Origin of the sequence: Pantoea sp. 1.19 (genome assembly GCF_001922585.1) — a bacterium.
GTDB lineage: Bacteria > Pseudomonadota > Gammaproteobacteria > Enterobacterales > Enterobacteriaceae > 1-19.
On the sequence record NZ_MRBS01000002.1, the window covers coordinates 479,613 to 495,672 of the forward strand.

Below are 16,060 nucleotides of genomic sequence, written 5' to 3' on the forward strand. Positions count from 1 at the left end.
CGGCAGGCCTCGCAGCATTATTTCAGTAACAGACCGGCAAGGGTGCGCACACCCAGCCCGGTGGCACCGGCTGACCACTGCTCAACGGCGCTCTTGCGGTAGGTGGCAGAGCAGTCGATGTGCAGCCAGCCCTGCTGATAGCGGCTGACGAAATGCGACAGGAACGCCGCGGCGGTGCTGGCGCCGGCGCTGTGGGCCGGGCCGGCGATATTATTCAAATCGGCAAAGTTCGACGGCAGCTGGCCGCGGTGAAATTCCGCCAGCGGCAGGCGCCAGAACGGTTCGTTCTCCCCGGCGGCCACGCTCAGCAGGCGCTGGGCCAGCGCATCATCAAAGGTGAACAGCGCGTGATAGTCGTTGCCCAGAGCAGTTTTGGCCGCGCCGGTCAGGGTCGCCGCATCGATCAGCAGCTCCGGCTGCTGTTCGCTGGCGTCAATCAGGCCGTCAGCCAGCACCAGGCGCCCTTCGGCGTCGGTGTTCATTACCTCAACGGTTTTGCCGTTGCGGTAGCGAATGATATCTCCCAGCTTAAAGGCGTTGCCGCTGACCATGTTGTCGGCGCAGCAGAGCCAGAGCTTCACGCGCTTGTTGAGGCCGCGGGCAATCGCCAGCGCCAGCGCGCCGGTGACCGTGGCCGCACCGCCCATGTCGGACTTCATGGCGTCCATAAACGCGCTCTGCTTCAGGCTGTAACCACCGCTATCGAAGGTGATGCCTTTACCGACCAGGCAGGCAAACACCGGCGCATCAGCGTCACCGCTGGGGTTGTAGTCCAGCGCCAGTAGCACCGGCGGGCGGGCGGATCCGCGTCCCACGGTGTGAATGCCGAGGTAGCCCTGCTCGCGCAAATCGTCCCCTTTGGTGATGCGATAGCTGACCGCCGGGCCGCCCACAGCGGCGAGCAGATCGACCGCCCGCTGCGCCAGCTGCTCCGGACCCAGATCTTCCGCCGGCGCGTTAATGGTATCGCGCACCCAGTCGATGGTCTGCAGCCGACTATCCAGCTCGGCGCGTTCGGCGACGGAGAGCGCCGGCCAGCGGATATGCCGCTCGCCCTTCGGTCCGCGCCAGCCCTGCCAGAAGGCCCAGCAGCGCGCCAAATCCCAGCCCTCACCGTCGAGCGCGACGCGGCGCAGCCCCATGCCGTCGATTTTGCGCGCCGCGCGCTGAATGCGCCCGAGCGCATCCTCACCGGTGTGAATGGTCACCCCGCCGTCGCCGATGCTGGTCAGGGCCTGTTCGCCCCAGCGGGCGTCGGCCGGCGCCGGGGAAAGCTCAATCATCATCACATCATTTGCCATCGCAACACTCTCCCTATCGTGATTCTGTTTTACCGCGTGGCGCGGTCGTCCGGCGCCCTGACGGACGCCGGCGGCCCTCAGTGCTCGCGCGCGTGGTTAATGGTATAGCGTGGGAACTCCACCACCAGATCCTCATCGGCGATGCGCGCCTGGCAGCTCAGACGGCTGTCCGGCTCGAGACCCCACGCTTTGTCCAGCATGTCATCTTCGTCTTCGCTGCTCTCGGCCAGCGTATCAAACCCCTCACGCACCACGCAGTGGCAGGTCGTGCAGGCGCAGGATTTTTCGCAGGCGTGTTCCACGTCCATCCCGTTTCGCAGGGCGACGTCCAGAATGGTTTCACCCGGCTGCGCGTCAAACACCCCGCCTTCCGGCAACATATCCTGATGGGGCAAAAATACAATCTTCGGCATGACTCTTACACCTCGTCCACAGAGTGCCCGGCCAGTGCGCGGCGAATGGAGTCATCCATGCGGCGCGCGGCAAAGTCCTGGGTTACGTTATCTAGTTGTTTCACCGCGGCGGCAATGACGCTGGCGTCATCCCCCTGCAGCGCATCGTGCAGGGCCTGCTGCGCGGCGGTAATCGCCGCCGCTTCCGGCTCGCTCAGCAGGTGGGCGTCTTCCGCCAGCGCCCCGCTGAGGCTCTCCAGCACGCGCAGACCATCGACCTTCTCTTCCGCCAGGCGGCGGGCGTCCACGTCCTGCTGAGCGTGGCTGACAGAATCGGTGATCATCTGCGCAATTTCGTTTTCGCTCAGGCCAAACGACGGTTTCACCTGAATGGCCGCCTCAACCCCGGTGGATTTCTCCATCGCGGTGACGCTCAGCAGGCCATCGGCGTCTACCTGAAAGGTGACGCGAATGTGCGCGCCGCCCGCCGGCATCGCCGGGATGCCACGCAGCGAGAAGCGCGCCAGCGATCGGCAGTCGCCGACCATCTCGCGTTCGCCCTGCAGCACGTGCATGCTCATCGCGGTCTGGCCGTCTTTAAAAGTGGTAAACTCCTGCGCGCGCGCCACCGGGATGGTGGTGTTACGCGGGATCACTTTTTCCACCAGCCCGCCCATGGTTTCCAGGCCGAGCGACAGCGGGATCACGTCCAGCAGCAGCATGTCGCTGTCCGGCTTGTTCCCAACCAGTATATCGGCCTGGATGGCGGCGCCAATCGCCACGACGCGATCCGGATCGATGTCGGTCAGCGGCGAGCGGCCAAAGAAGGCCCCCACCTGCTCACGCACCGCCGGCACGCGGGTCGATCCACCGACCATCACGACATCCTGCACCTCGTCGGGGCTGACGCCGGCGTCCTTCATGGCGCGACGCGACGCCAGCAGGGTGCGCTTGATCAGCGGGGCGATCAGCGCAGTAAATTCGGCGCGCGTGATGCTTCCCTGCCAGTCGCCGAGGGTGACCGGCACGCTTTCGGCGTCGCTGAGGGCGATTTTGGCCGCCGTCGCAACGTCAAGCAGTTCGCGGTTGCGCAGGGCATCGCTGCGGTCCTGCCAGCCGGCTTTTTCCCGCAGCCGATCGGCCAGCAGGCTGTCAAAGTCATCGCCGCCAAGGGCCGAATCGCCGCCGGTGGCCAGCACTTCGAACACGCCGCGGCTGAGGCGTAAAATGGAGATATCAAAGGTGCCCCCGCCGAGATCGTACACGGCAATCACTCCCTCCTGACCGGAGTCGAGACCGTAGGCCACCGCCGCCGCGGTCGGCTCATTGAGCAGCCGTAGCACGTTCAGGCCGGCCAGCCGCGCGGCGTCTTTGGTGCCCTGGCGCTGCGCATCGTCAAAATAGGCGGGAACGGTGATCACCACGCCCTCCAGCGCGTCGCCGAGGCTGTCGCGGGCGCGCTGCGCCAGCGCGCTGAGGATGTCACCGGAGACCTTGATCGGACTGACCACGCCGGCGACGGTGTCGATCAGCGGCAGGCCGTTTTCACTGGCGGCAAAGCGGTAAGGGAGCTGCGGATAGCGCTGCCGGACATCCGCCAGCGAGCGGCCCATCAGTCGCTTCACCGAGCTGATGGTGTTATGCGGATCGCGCGCCGCGCCTTCGCGGGCTTCCCAGCCGATGCGCGCGGCATCGCGGCCGTAGTGCACCACCGAAGGGAGCAGGTGGCGGCCCTGCGCATCGGGCAGGGTTTCCGCCTGGCCGCTGCGCACGGTGGCGACCAGCGAGTGGGTGGTACCCAGATCAATACCGACGGCCAGGCGGCGCTGATGCGGCGCCGTACTCAGGCCCGGCTCACTAATTTGTAATAACGCCATGTTGAGCTTCCCGTATTAAAAATCGAGCAGCTGCTCTTCGAGCGCTTCTGCCTGGCTGCGCAGTTTAGCGAGAAAACGCAGCTTGCGCACGGTGTCCGCGCCCTGCGCCCACTGGCTGGCGGCCAGCGCGTCGCGCAGCTCGGTTTCCCGCGCCGTCGCCATCGCGCTGACGCGGGCAATCAGGCCGCCCAACGCCGCGGCGTCTTTGCGCTGCGCCATCGCCTCCAGCTCTTCACGCAGCTCAAGCTGTTCCATCAGGAACGCGGCGTCACGCATCGTGTGCTGTTCGTTGTTGATGTCGAAGCCGTGCAGGCTGAGCAGGTATTCGGCACGCGGCAGCGGCGAGCGCAGCGCCTGATAGCCCTGATTAAGGGTGGCGGCCTGCTGAACGGCCTGCAGACGGACGGATTCGGATTCGGTAGCGAAGCGATCGGGATGATACTGACGTTGCAGTTCCTGAAAACGGCTTGTCAGCGCCGCCGCATCGATATCCCAGCTTTGCGGCAGACCAAACAGGGTGAAGTAATCCATAAACGACTCGAAAAACGCGGGTTTCAGTAAAAACGAAATCGCCCCGACGGCGTCGGCGCGATTTCATCAGGTGCTACAGCGGGCGTCAGACGTGGAAGCTTTCGCCACAACCGCACTCGTCTTTGACGTTCGGGTTGTTGAACTTGAAGCCCTCGTTGAGCCCCTCTTTGACAAAGTCCAGTTCGGTGCCGTCAAGGTAGACGAGGCTTTTGCCATCAATCACAATCCGGACCCCTTTCTGTTCAAAGACGGTGTCTTCCGGCTGCGGCTCGTCGACAAACTCCAGCACGTAGGCCATACCGGAGCAGCCGGAGGTCCGCACCCCCAGCCGCAGGCCGTAGCCTTTACCGCGATGGGTGAGAAACTGGCTCACGCGGGATGCCGCGCTGTCGCTTAAGGTGATCGACATACCGCCTCCGCTTACTGTGGCTCTTTTTTACTCTTGTAATCCGCAATCGCGGCCTTGATCGCGTCTTCTGCCAGGATTGAGCAGTGAATTTTCACCGGCGGCAGCTCCAGCTCTTCGGCAATCGCCATGTTGGTGATGCTTTGCGCTTCGTCGAGGGATTTGCCTTTCACCCACTCGGTGATAAGCGAGCTGGACGCGATCGCAGACCCACAGCCGTAGGTTTTAAACCGTGCGTCTTCGATGATGCCGCCATCGCTGACTTTGATCTGCAGTTTCATCACGTCGCCGCAGGCCGGGGCGCCGACCATGCCGCTGCCGACGGAAGGATCGCTGTTGTCAAACGACCCAACGTTGCGCGGATTTTCGTAATGATCGATGACTTTTTCGCTGTATGCCATGGTAAGTATCTCCTGCTTCCTGAAATTAGTGATGTGCCCATTCGATGGTGTTCAGATCCACGCCGGCTTTGAACATGTCCCACAGCGGGGAGAGCTCGCGTAAGCGGCCGATGGATTTCTGTACCAGCGCAATGGCGTAATCGATCTCTTCTTCGGTGGTGAAACGCCCCAGCGAGAAACGGATAGAACTGTGTGCCAGTTCATCGTTCATGCCGAGTGCGCGCAGCACGTAGGAAGGTTCCAGGCTGGCAGAGGTACAGGCGGAGCCTGAAGAGACCGCCAGGTCTTTCAGCGCCATGATCAGCGACTCGCCCTCAACGTAGTTAAAGCTGACGTTAAGAATGTTCGGCGCGCCCTGCTCGAGGTCACCGTTGAGGTACACTTCTTCAATGTCTTTGATGCCGTGCCACAGGCGGTCGCGCAGTACGCGCAGACGGGCCATCTCGTCGGTCATCTCAGCTTTGGCAATCCGATACGCTTCGCCCATGCCGACAATCTGGTGCACCGGCAGGGTACCGGAACGCATGCCGCGCTCGTGACCGCCACCGTGGATCTGCGCGTCCAAACGGATACGCGGCTTGCGGCGTACGTAGAGCCCGCCGATGCCTTTCGGGCCATAGATTTTGTGCGCGGAGAAGGACATCAGATCCACTTTCAGCTGCGCCAGATCGATAGGCAGCTTGCCCACGCTTTGGGTCGCGTCGACGTGGAAGATGATGCCGCGCGCACGGCAGAGCTCGCCGATGGTCGCAATGTCCTGCACCACGCCGATTTCGTTGTTCACGTGCATGATCGACACCAGTACGGTGTCTTCGCGCATGGCCGCCTGCAGCGTATTCAGATCGATAATGCCGTTGCTCTGCGGGGCGAGGTAAGTGACCTCAAAGCCTTCGCGCTCCAGCTGACGGCAGGTATCCAGCACCGCTTTGTGTTCGGTTTTGCAGGTGATGATGTGCTTGCCTTTTTTCTGATAGAAGGTGGCCGCACCTTTAATCGCCAGGTTATTCGACTCGGTCGCGCCGGAGGTAAAGACGATTTCACGCGGATCGGCGCCGACCAGATCGGCCACCTGGTTACGTGCGATATCCACCGCTTCTTCCGACTGCCAGCCGAAACGGTGCGAGCGGGAGGCGGGGTTACCGAACGTGCCATCCAGCGTCAGGTACTGCATCATCTTCTCTGCCACGCGCGGGTCAGCCGGCGTTGTGGCGGAGTAATCGAGATAAATCGGTAATTTCATTGCTCTTCAGGCTCCGTACATCACTTCAATTCGCAAAAGGTGATCCGATTCCCCGCGGCCGGCGGGGAAAAATACTGGGTGCGGCCGCATCGTGACCGCCACCGGGTCTCAGGCGCGCAGGTTGACGCTGATGGTCTCTTGCCCACGGCCGGTCGGGGCGCGGCGATGCTCGTTGGCATCTTTGCCACTCTGCCGGTCGGCCACGTCGAGGATCTCCTGATTGTTGACCAGCTCGGCCAGCGTAATATTGTTCAGAAAATCACTGATGCGCTCACTCAGATCGCGCCACAGCGCGTGGGTCAGGCAGCGTTCGCCCCCCTGACACCCCTCTTTGCCCTGACATTTGGTAGCATCCACCGACTCGTCGACGGCGGTGATCACCGCGCCCACCGCAATCTCCGCGGCGGTTTTGCCCAGCAGGTATCCGCCACCGGGGCCGCGTACGCTGGCGACCAGTCCGTGCTTGCGCAGGCGGGAAAACAGCTGCTCAAGGTAGGAGAGCGAGATCCCCTGGCGCTCGGAGATGTCCGCCAGCGGTACCGGGCCTTCATGGGAGTGCAGCGCAACGTCAAGCATGGCGGTTACGGCGTAGCGCCCTTTGGAAGTCAGTCTCATGGCAAACGTTACCTCAGGTCAGCCCCGGACGGGGAAATGTCAGAAAAGATGGTACCGGAGTCTGACATTCCTGAGTGATTTGGTCAACTATTTATCTGACTAAAATACTCAACTATTCCCGTCGCGCGGCTTACCAAAGGCGGCCAGCATACCGCGCAGAATATTCAGCTCGTCGCGCTCCGGACGGGCGCGGGTAAACAGGCGCCGCAGCTTACTCATCACCTGGCCGGGATTGGCCTGGCGGATAAATCCGCTGTCGACCATCATCTGCTCAAGGTGCTGATAGAAGCGTTCAAGGTCGTCCACCAGGGGGTAAGGCGACTCGGTATACACCGGCTTGTCGCCCTGCGTGGCCTGCCCGGCCAGCCACGCCATGCGCACCTCGTAGGCGATGATCTGCACCGCCATCGCCAGGTTCAGCGAGCTGTATTCCGGGTTGGCCTGAATGGCCACGTGGTAGTGGCATTTCTGCAGTTCGTCGTTGGTCAGGCCGACGCGTTCGCGGCCAAACACCAGCGCCACCGGCGCCTGCTGCCCCTCGTCCACCGCCTTTATCCCACACTCGCGCGCATCGAGCATCGGCCACGGTAGCGAGCGGGAGCGGGCGCTGGTGCCGACCACCAGGCCACAGCCGGCAATGGCGTCATCCAGTGTGTCGACAATCTTCGCCTCGCCGATCACATCGCTGGCGCCCGCAGCGAGCGAGATGGCCTGCGAGTCGGGTTTCACCAGCGGATTGACCAGATACAGCGAGGAGAGACCCATGGTCTTCATGGCGCGGGCCACGGAGCCCATGTTGCCGGTGTGGGAGGTTTCCACCAGCACGATTCGAATATTTTCCAGCATATTGGCGTCTGTCAGATCGGAGAATGGCGCTATCCTAACATAAAAGCAGGACATGAGCAGAACAGCCTGTTATACTTCGCGCCGATTAAAATTCGTGCGTCAGTGGACGCCGAGGCCGTTCTTTAACATCCATGAGAGAGACCCATGCATCCAATGCTCAACATTGCCGTGCGCGCTGCGCGTAAGGCCGGAAACGTGATTGCCAAGAATTATGAAACCCCGGACGCGGTAGAAGCCAGCCAAAAAGGCAGCAACGATTTTGTCACCAATGTTGATCGCGAAGCGGAGCGCCAGATTATTGAGGTGATCCGTAAATCTTACCCGAAGCACACCATTATCTCCGAAGAGAGCGGTGAGCTGGCCGGCGAAGAGGCGGATATTCAGTGGGTTATCGATCCTCTGGATGGCACCACCAACTTCATCAAACGCCTGCCCCACTTCTCCGTCTCCATCGCCGTGCGCATTAAAGGCCGCACCGAAGTGGCGGTCGTTTACGATCCGATGCGGAATGAGCTGTTTAGCGCGGTGCGCGGCCAGGGCGCCCAGCTGAACGGCTATCGCCTGCGCGGCGGCACCGCCCGCGATCTGGACGGCACCATTATCGCCACCGGCTTCCCGTTCAAAATGAAGCAGCACAGCCCGGCGTTTATCGCTATCGTGGCCAAACTGTTCACCCAGTGCGCTGATTTCCGCCGTACCGGCTCCGCCGCGTTGGATCTGGCCTATGTGGCCGCCGGCCGCGTGGATGGCTACTTTGAAATTGGCCTGAAGCCGTGGGATTTCGCTGCCGGCGAACTGCTGGTACGCGAAGCGGGTGGCCTGGTGACCGACTTTACCGGTAATCACAACTACCTGACCACCGGTAACCTCGTCGCCGGTAACCCGCGCGTGGTGAAATCACTGCTGGCCGCCATGCGTGATGAGCTGAGCGAAGCCCTGAAGCGCTAAGCGTTCCCGGGCCGCCCCCGCGCGGCCCGATATCACAGCGCGCGCAGTCCGCCTGAGGCGATCGGCTGCGCTGCCTGCCACAGCACGCCCCCCGCCACCAGCAGCAGCACGCCCCCTGCCAGCAGCAGAGTCGCCGCGCCGAGGCCCTGAGCACCGCCGCGCCCCCGACTGAGCCGCACCGCCAGACGACGCGACAGCTGTACCAGCAACGCCATCAGTGAGACCGTCAGCGCCGTGCCGGCCGCCATTACCAGCGCCGCCACCACTCCCCAGGCATAGACGCCGATCACTTTAGCAAACAGCAGCATCATGATCGCCCCCGAACAGGGACGCAGCCCCATTGACAACACCACCGCCAGCCGCATCCGGCCAGTAACCGCCTGCGCCAGCTGCTGCGGATCCGGTAGATGCTGATGGCCGCAGCCGCAGCGGCCCGCCGCCGGCTGGGCGCAGGCCCCGCCTGAGGCCGGTGGGTACAGCGCCTGAATGCGCGGCGGTCGCAGGCGCTGGCGGATCTGGCGCAGTGCGCGCCAGATCATGACGCCGCCCAGCAGCATCACCAGCAGATAGCTGCCCTTCTCCAGCCAGTAGCTGCTGAGGTGCAGCTGGCGCGAGCTGAGCGCCAGCAGGTGTAAACAGACCGTCACCAGCACGATGGCCACCGCGCCCTGCAGCAGCGAGGAGAGCAGCGTCAGCCACAGGCTGGTTTTCAGCCGCGTCGGGTGGGTCGCCAGAAAGGTGGCGATCACCACTTTGCCGTGGCCCGGTCCGGCGGCGTGCACCACCCCGTACAGCAGGCTGAAGCCGATCAGCATCGCGCCCGCGCGCTCGCTGTGGCCCGCGACCTGCAGCAGCAGGCGGGTGGTTTCGCGATTGAGCTGGCGCTGCCAGTCGGCGCTCTGCAGCAGCAGCTGCGGCCAGAGCAGCCAGAGCAGCAGCGCCCCCAGCAGCAGCAGCGCGGCAAACAGCCACAGCGGCCAGCGCGCCGCGGGCCGGCGAGTGGGAAAGATCACGGACACGTTAGCGTAACCGTTTGTGCAAATTGTCGGCCCAAATCCATCTCCTCCGCAGGGGCATCGGCTTTGTCCAGCGACAGCGCGTACTGCTTTAGCGCCGCGCCGGGCGTGGGCGTATCCACGCGGGAGCGGCAGCGGACCGCCGCCGCATCGCCCAGGCTGAATGCCGCCGCATTGTCGTAATGCATATCCACAAAATAGGTCGGGTCAAAGGTCATCAGGGTCAGCGACAGGCCGCTGAGCGGCAGCGGCTTCGCCAGCGGCAGCACAAAACTCAGCACCGCCTGGTGTCCCTCGCGCGCCAGCCCGTAGCGCGGCGGCACCGTATCAAACTTCACCCGCTGCCCCCGATGCCACATCTCGCTAAAGTAGTGCTGCCCGAGAACGTTCGCCATCACTTCGGCCGCCAGTTTTTTCCACACTTCGCTGCCGGGCGCTGCCGTTCCGGCATCGTAGAGCAGATCCGCCGACGTGATGTCATCCATCTTCCAGCGCATGGCGATACCGGTGAGCTTGCCGTCATCAATCACCGGCTGTGCCTGCAGGGCAATAAAGCTGTGCGGATGCGCCGCCGGGGCCGCGCTGAACAGCAGTAAGCTGGCCGTCAGCAGCCGGCGGATAAGTATGTTATAAGATAACAAAAGTGCGGTCATCGTCTTTCCTGTAAAAAATTCTGTGATCGCCATAGAACCGCTGAACAAAATCCCGCCGCGCGGCGTGCATCACCGGCGGGCCTGGCTACGCTTATTCTGTCATAACCAACTGGAATAACAGATGATGCCGTCAGAACCCGCCGCCGCGCCTGTTTACGCCAGTGCGCAACGCCAGAACCATCTGCTGTTACTCATGTCGTTACCTCAGCCGGCGCTGACCCTGCGCACCGCCTGCGACATGTACGCCGTCGATGCGCCACGCGCCCGGCAAGATATAGCGGAGGTTGAGAGAGAAATCCAGCGCGCCCATCGCCTGCGCGTCAGCTGCGAAGCGGACGGCATTTACCGCGTGCAGGGCAGCGAGCTGGACCGCCGCCTGTGTCTGCTGCACGGCGTACGCCGCGCGCTGCGCCACAGCCCGGCGTTTATTGACGGCCACTTTACGCCGGCGCTGCGCGCCAGCCTGCGTCAGCGGCAGACGGCACGTGGGCTGAGCGATACGGTCAATTTGCAGGCGCTGATCGACTACTGCGGCCGTCGCCTGACCCGCCCGTTCTGCCCGCGCGACGGTCAACTGCTGCAGCTGATGTTTCTCTACGAGCTGTGCCAGCTTCCCGCGCCGCGCTTCAGCCCGCAGCAGCAGCAGTGGCTACGCAACCGCCGCGAGCGCCAGGTGGCGGAGAGCGTGGTACAGCTCTGGCGCCGCCACCATCCGCCGCTGCACGACAGCGAGGCGGATCTGCTGACGCTGCTGTTTAGCCAGCTGCATATTCCACAGCGCGCCGAGGCGCAGCACCCCAGCGAACAGCAGCTGCTGCGGCAGATTGCACTGCTGATTCACCGTTTTGAAACCCTGGCCGGCCGGCATTTTCAGGATCGCGACGCCCTCGGCGCACAGCTTTACAGCCACCTGAGCCAGGCGCTGGAGCGCTGCTGCTTTGCCATCGGCATTGATACAGCGCTGACCGGGGATGTCCAGCGTCTTTATCCGCGCCTGATGCGCACCGCCTGCGCCGCCCTGCGCGGAGTGGAAACGTTTTATGGTATTCGGCTCAGCCACGCCGAACGCAGCCTGGTGGCGGTGATTTTTGGTGCCTGGCTGATGCAAGAGAACGCGCTGCAGGAGAAGCAGGTGCTGCTGCTGACCGGTGAAGACAACGATCTTGAGCAGCAAATTGAGCGGCAGATTCGCGAGCTGACGCTGATGCCCATTAGCGTCAAGTACCTGGACGCGCAGGCCTTCCAGCGCGATGGCGCACCGCGCGGCACCGCACTGGTGATCAGCCCTTACGCCACGCCGCTGCCGCTCTACTCGCCGCCGGTGATCCACACCGGGCTGACGCTGGGCCAGCATCAGCAGCAGCGGATCCGCTCACTGCTGGAGTCCTGAGGGGGCCAGCGGCGGACGCAAAAACAGCGCCGGCACAACGATGGCCGCCATCACCCAAAACACCCCGTCGTGCAGATGCTCATACAGCAGGCCGCTGAACAGGGTCATCACCGCAATGCCGCCGCCCATTGCCAGCGCCGAATAGACCGACTGCAACCGGATCACCTCCCCTCCCTCGCGGGCGGCTATGAAGCGCATCGCGGCCAGGTGGCAGACGGTAAAGCTTCCGCAGTGCAGTAGCTGCGCCACCACCAGCGCCGGCAGCGCGGTCGTAGTGGCCATCAGGCTCCAGCGCAGCAGCGCACACAGCCCGGACAGCAACAGCATGTCGCGCGCGCTCCAGCGGCGGAACAGTCGCTGACTGCTGGCAAAAACGGCGATCTCCGCCACCACTCCCAGCGACCAGAGCCCGCCCACCACGCTGGCGGAATAGCCCGCCTCCTGCCACGCGATCGCGCTGAAGCCATAATAGGCGGCGTGCGCCCCCTGCAGCAGGGTCACGCAGAGCAGAAAGCGCCAGACGGCAGGCTCGCGCAGCATCGCCGCCCACACCGGCCAGCCGCCGCGCGGTCGTGCCCCGGCCTCCCCCGCTTCGCCGACCGGCCGCACCTGCGGCCGCAGCAGCATGCCGGCCAGCATCGCCGCGATGCCCAGCGTCAGCAGCAGCAGAATCGCCTGCGGCGACCAGGCGCTGACCAGCATGCCGGTCAGCGCCGAACTGATCACAAACGCCAGCGATCCCCACAGGCGAACCGGGCCGTAGGCCAAACCGATCTGCCGGGTCCAGGTAGCGGCCAGCGCGTCGCTCAGCGGCACCAGCGGGGAGAAGAAGAGGTTAAAGCCAAACATGACCAGCAGCAGCCACAGCCAGTGGCCGCCAATCCAGAAACCGGCGGCAAACAGCAGCGTCAGCGCGGCGATGGCCCGCAGCGCGTTCAGCAGCTGCGTTGGGTGCTGCACCCGCGAGGCGATCAGCAGGCTGCCGGTAAAGCGGGCAATCATGCCGGTGCCGAGCAGCAGGCCGATTTTTTCCGGGCTGAGGCCGGCGCTTTGCAGCCACAGCCCCCAAAACGGCAGGTAGACGCCGTAGGAAAAGAAGTAGGTAAAGTAGCTGAGTCCCAGCCAGGTTGCAGAGCGAAGCATCATCGGTTATCTCGTTTTCCCCTCAGGCAGGCCGTTGAACAACGCGGTAGCGCGGCAAAAAAAAAGCCCACCGCGGGGTGGGCTTTATGCATGTTACGAGGCAACGCAGGGATCAGGCGTAGACCGGGAAGCGGGCGCAGATCGCCAGCACCTTGCCTTTCACTTTCTCAATGGTGCCTTCGTCGTTGACGTTATCCAGCACGTCAGCGATCCAGCCGGCCAGCTCGCGCGCTTCGGCTTCTTTGAAACCGCGGCGGGTGATTGCCGGCGAACCGATGCGGATACCGGACGTCACGAACGGGCTTTTCGGATCGTTCGGCACGCTGTTTTTGTTGACGGTGATGTTGGCACGGCCAAGGGCGGCATCCGCCTCTTTGCCGGTCAGGTTTTTGCTCACCAGGTCAATCAGGAACAGGTGGTTATGCGTCCCGCCGGAGACGATGTTGTAACCGCGTTCGATAAGCACGTCCACCATCGCTTTGGCGTTCTTCGCCACCTGCTGCTGGTAAGTTTTGAATGCTGGCTCCATCGCCTCTTTGAACGCCACCGCTTTACCGGCGATCACGTGCATCAGTGGACCGCCCTGGCTGCCCGGGAACACCGCAGAGTTAAGCTTTTTGTAGAACTCTTCGTCGCCGCCCTTCGCCAGAATCAGGCCACCGCGCGGACCCGCCAGCGTTTTGTGGGTGGTGGTAGTGACGATGTGCGCATGCGGGATCGGCGTCGGGTAGACATCAGCGGCGATCAGACCGGCGACGTGCGCCATGTCGACAAACAGCCACGCGCCAACGCTGTCGGCGATTTCACGCATTTTTGCCCAGTCGCAAACGCCAGAGTAAGCGGAGAAGCCGCCGATGATCATCTTCGGCTGGTGTGCTTTTGCCAGCTCCGCCAGCGCGTCGTAATCAATTTTGCCGCTGTCATCGATGCCGTAAGGCACGACGTTGTAGAGCTTACCGGACAGGTTGACCGGGGACCCGTGGGTCAGGTGACCGCCGTGCGCCAGATTCATGCCGAGGATGGTGTCGCCCGGCTGCAGCAGCGCGGTAAACACGGCGAAGTTAGCCTGCGAGCCGGAGTGCGGCTGTACGTTAGCGTAATCAGCGCCGAACAGCGCTTTGGCGCGATCGATTGCCAGCTGTTCTACCACGTCAACGTGTTCACAGCCGCCGTAGTAGCGCTTGCCCGGATACCCTTCCGCGTATTTGTTGGTCAGCTGTGAACCTTGCGCCTGCATAACGCGCGGGCTGGTGTAGTTTTCTGAAGCAATCAGTTCAATGTGCTCTTCCTGACGCACCTTCTCTTGCTCCATCGCCTGCCACAACTCGGCATCATAATCGGCAATGTTCATATCACGCTTTAACATCCGCATCTCCTGACTAAGCTCACTGAATATCGGTCCTGTCCCCGGCGGGGGATCGGGAGGGCCACAGTGTAAACCGTTTGGCTGGGGATGAATAGCGTCTCGACCACCTTTTTACGCAAACGATTGGCTGTAGCTGTAGCAAGGGTTGCCTGTTATTACTGTCGGCGGTAAATCGCCGCGGTACCCGCGCCGTTTGATGCGCTAACCGGACGGGTTACGCACAAATTATCCGCCCCGACAGGCAAAAAACGGTAGCCATTCCGGAGTACGCGCTATAACATGCATTTAAAATACATGTTATAGCGCGAGGTTTTTATCATGTTAGATGCCCACACCATTGCCACCGTGAAATCCACCCTGCCGGCCATCGCCGCCCTTGGCCCCGAACTCACCGTGCATTTTTATCAGCGGATGTTTCGCCACAGCCCGGAACTGAAGCAATTATTCAATATGAGTAACCAGCGCAATGGCGATCAGCCCAAAGCGCTGTTTGAGGCCGTGGCGGCCTGGGGCAGCCATCTCGATGATATGGCGGCGGTGGCGCCACTGGTCGAACGGATCGCGCAAAAACACTGCAGCGTCGCGCTGGAGCCGTCGCAGTATGCGATTGTGGGTGAGCACCTGCTAGCCAGCATTGACGAAATGTTACACCCCGGCGCCGAGGCGCTGGCCGCCTGGCAGCGCGCCTACGCGGCGCTGGCGCAGATTTGCATCGATCGGGAAGCGGCGATTTATCAGGCGCAGGAGCGGAAAACCGGCGGCTGGCGGGGGACGCGGCCGTTTCGCATCCGCGAGCTGACTCGCCAGAGCGACCAGATCCTCAGCGTGACCCTGACCCCGGACGACGGCGGCCCGCTGATGGATTACCGTCCCGGGCAGTACGTCAGTCTGTGGCTGCGCGATGCAAGCCTGGCGGAGCGGCAGGTGGTACGTCAGTATTCACTGACTCAGCTGCCGAACGGCCGCGACTACCGGATTGCGGTCAAACACGAGGCGGGCGGTAGCCTCTCCGGCTGGTTGCATCAGCAGGCGCAGCCCGGCAGCGAAATCGCCCTGACCGCCCCGGCGGGAGAGTTTACTCTGGAAGCGACGCCGGAAACGCCGGTCACGCTGATCTCCGGCGGCGTCGGCCTGACGCCGCTGCTGGCAATGCTCCACGACCTGAGCGCCCGCCGACATCCGGCGCCGGTCAGCTGGTGGCACGCCACCGATAACGGCGCCAGTCAGGCCTTTGCCGACGAGATCGCCGCACTGGGCAGTACGCTACCAAATTTTGCGCAGCAGGTCTGGTTCAGCCAGCCGCGCCCGCAGGATGCGGGCCGCTACACGCACCGCGGCTGGATGGCGCTGGCGGATGCCCACTGGCAGGAGACGGATCCACGCACGCACTACTACCTGTGCGGGCCGGTGGGTTTTATGCAGTATGTGGCCAAACAGCTGATCGCCGGCGGCGTGGCGGAGACGCGGCTGCATTACGAAGTGTTCGGCCCGCATAAAGTGGTGTGATACCCCGGGGCGGGCCAGTGGCCCGCCCCAACGGCGGCGATTAAATCGCCTCTTCGTCCTCTTCGCCGGTGCGGATACGCACCACCCGCGCCACGTCATAGACAAAGATTTTACCGTCGCCAATTTTGCCGGTCTGGGCGGTCTGCATAATGGTATCCACGCAGGTATCGACGATATCATCGCTGATCACGATTTCAATTTTCACCTTCGGCAGAAAATCAACCATGTACTCCGCGCCGCGGTACAGTTCGGTATGCCCTTTCTGGCGGCCAAAGCCTTTGACTTCGGTCACGGTCATCCCGGTGATGCCCACTTCGGCCAGCGCCTCACGCACATCGTCTAACTTAAACGGTTTAATGATTGCATCGATCTTTTTCATACAGACCCTTGTTCAGTAATCTTCCCTGCGCAACGCCCGGGAAAGGGAAT

17 protein-coding genes are annotated in these 16,060 nt (G+C 62.9%); 3 read left to right on the forward strand and 14 right to left on the reverse strand.

The genetic code is table 11. From position 1 onward, the window contains the following. Window positions 1–17: 17 nt before the first annotated feature. The 9 genes from pepB to trmJ form a co-directional block, all read right to left on the reverse strand. The gene (gene pepB / locus BS626_RS06140) at window positions 18–1,301 is read right to left on the reverse strand and encodes an aminopeptidase PepB (protein WP_075181501.1); all 1,284 of its coding nucleotides are present in this window, start codon (window positions 1,299–1,301) and stop codon (window positions 18–20) included. 77 nt (window positions 1,302–1,378) lie between these two features. Further along, window positions 1,379–1,714 (reverse strand): ISC system 2Fe-2S type ferredoxin, encoded by a 336-nt coding sequence (gene fdx, locus BS626_RS06145; protein WP_075181502.1) that lies wholly within the window; start codon window positions 1,712–1,714, stop codon window positions 1,379–1,381. Between the two features lie 5 nt (window positions 1,715–1,719). Beyond that, window positions 1,720–3,570 (reverse strand): Fe-S protein assembly chaperone HscA, encoded by a 1,851-nt coding sequence (hscA, locus tag BS626_RS06150; RefSeq protein ID WP_075181503.1) that lies wholly within the window; start codon window positions 3,568–3,570, stop codon window positions 1,720–1,722. A 15-nt stretch (window positions 3,571–3,585) separates the two neighbouring features. Continuing rightward, on the reverse strand, window positions 3,586–4,101 hold the full coding sequence (gene hscB, locus BS626_RS06155) for a co-chaperone HscB (protein WP_075181504.1): 516 nt from the start codon (window positions 4,099–4,101) through the stop codon (window positions 3,586–3,588). Between the two features lie 85 nt (window positions 4,102–4,186). Then, window positions 4,187–4,510: an iron-sulfur cluster assembly protein IscA gene (gene iscA, locus BS626_RS06160; protein ID WP_075181505.1), complete on the reverse strand. Its 324-nt coding sequence runs from the start codon at window positions 4,508–4,510 to the stop codon at window positions 4,187–4,189. Between the two features lie 11 nt (window positions 4,511–4,521). Then, complete coding sequence (gene iscU / locus BS626_RS06165) at window positions 4,522–4,908, reverse strand: Fe-S cluster assembly scaffold IscU (RefSeq protein ID WP_075181506.1); 387 nt, start codon at window positions 4,906–4,908, stop codon at window positions 4,522–4,524. A gap of 25 nt (window positions 4,909–4,933) precedes the next feature. After that, window positions 4,934–6,148 carry an IscS subfamily cysteine desulfurase gene (locus BS626_RS06170; protein WP_075181507.1) on the reverse strand — a complete coding sequence of 405 codons (1,215 nt, stop codon included), beginning with the start codon at window positions 6,146–6,148 and terminating at the stop codon, window positions 4,934–4,936. A gap of 108 nt (window positions 6,149–6,256) precedes the next feature. After that, window positions 6,257–6,763 (reverse strand): Fe-S cluster assembly transcriptional regulator IscR, encoded by a 507-nt coding sequence (iscR, locus tag BS626_RS06175; protein ID WP_075181508.1) that lies wholly within the window; start codon window positions 6,761–6,763, stop codon window positions 6,257–6,259. 108 nt (window positions 6,764–6,871) lie between these two features. After that, window positions 6,872–7,609 carry a tRNA (cytosine(32)/uridine(32)-2'-O)-methyltransferase TrmJ gene (gene trmJ, locus BS626_RS06180; RefSeq protein ID WP_075181509.1) on the reverse strand — a complete coding sequence of 246 codons (738 nt, stop codon included), beginning with the start codon at window positions 7,607–7,609 and terminating at the stop codon, window positions 6,872–6,874. Between the two features lie 144 nt (window positions 7,610–7,753). On the opposite strand from trmJ, the gene suhB reads away from it, so the two are divergent. Beyond that, window positions 7,754–8,557: an inositol-1-monophosphatase gene (suhB, locus tag BS626_RS06185; RefSeq protein WP_075181510.1), complete on the forward strand. Its 804-nt coding sequence runs from the start codon at window positions 7,754–7,756 to the stop codon at window positions 8,555–8,557. Window positions 8,558–8,589: 32 nt separating this feature from the next. Here suhB and BS626_RS06190 read toward each other — a convergent pair whose 3' ends face one another. Both BS626_RS06190 and BS626_RS06195 read right to left on the reverse strand, forming a co-directional pair. Continuing rightward, complete coding sequence (locus BS626_RS06190; RefSeq protein WP_075181511.1) at window positions 8,590–9,576, reverse strand: nickel/cobalt transporter; 987 nt, start codon at window positions 9,574–9,576, stop codon at window positions 8,590–8,592. Continuing rightward, window positions 9,567–10,226, reverse strand: coding sequence for a DUF1007 family protein (locus tag BS626_RS06195; RefSeq protein WP_075181512.1), 660 nt, complete (start codon window positions 10,224–10,226; stop codon window positions 9,567–9,569). The genes BS626_RS06190 and BS626_RS06195 overlap by 10 nt, the downstream gene beginning before the upstream one ends. Before the next feature lie 124 nt (window positions 10,227–10,350). On the opposite strand from BS626_RS06195, the gene csiE reads away from it, so the two are divergent. Continuing rightward, complete coding sequence (gene csiE, locus BS626_RS06200; protein ID WP_075181616.1) at window positions 10,351–11,616, forward strand: stationary phase inducible protein CsiE; 1,266 nt, start codon at window positions 10,351–10,353, stop codon at window positions 11,614–11,616. Here csiE and BS626_RS06205 read toward each other — a convergent pair. Together BS626_RS06205 and glyA are read right to left on the reverse strand one after the other, a co-directional pair. Beyond that, on the reverse strand, window positions 11,599–12,762 hold the full coding sequence (locus BS626_RS06205) for a 3-phenylpropionate MFS transporter (protein WP_075181513.1): 1,164 nt from the start codon (window positions 12,760–12,762) through the stop codon (window positions 11,599–11,601). The two genes, csiE and BS626_RS06205, sit on opposite strands and share 18 nt — an antisense overlap. Before the next feature lie 109 nt (window positions 12,763–12,871). Then, on the reverse strand, window positions 12,872–14,125 hold the full coding sequence (gene glyA / locus BS626_RS06210; RefSeq protein WP_075181514.1) for a serine hydroxymethyltransferase: 1,254 nt from the start codon (window positions 14,123–14,125) through the stop codon (window positions 12,872–12,874). A 318-nt stretch (window positions 14,126–14,443) separates the two neighbouring features. Between glyA and hmpA the strand changes: the two genes are divergently transcribed. After that, window positions 14,444–15,631, forward strand: a complete 1,188-nt coding sequence (gene hmpA, locus BS626_RS06215; protein WP_075181515.1) for an NO-inducible flavohemoprotein — start codon at window positions 14,444–14,446, stop codon at window positions 15,629–15,631. Between the two features lie 40 nt (window positions 15,632–15,671). Here the strand turns inward: hmpA and glnB are convergent, their stop codons facing one another. Continuing rightward, window positions 15,672–16,010: a nitrogen regulatory protein P-II gene (gene glnB / locus BS626_RS06220; RefSeq protein ID WP_075181516.1), complete on the reverse strand. Its 339-nt coding sequence runs from the start codon at window positions 16,008–16,010 to the stop codon at window positions 15,672–15,674. Between the last annotated feature and the right edge of the window lie 50 nt (window positions 16,011–16,060).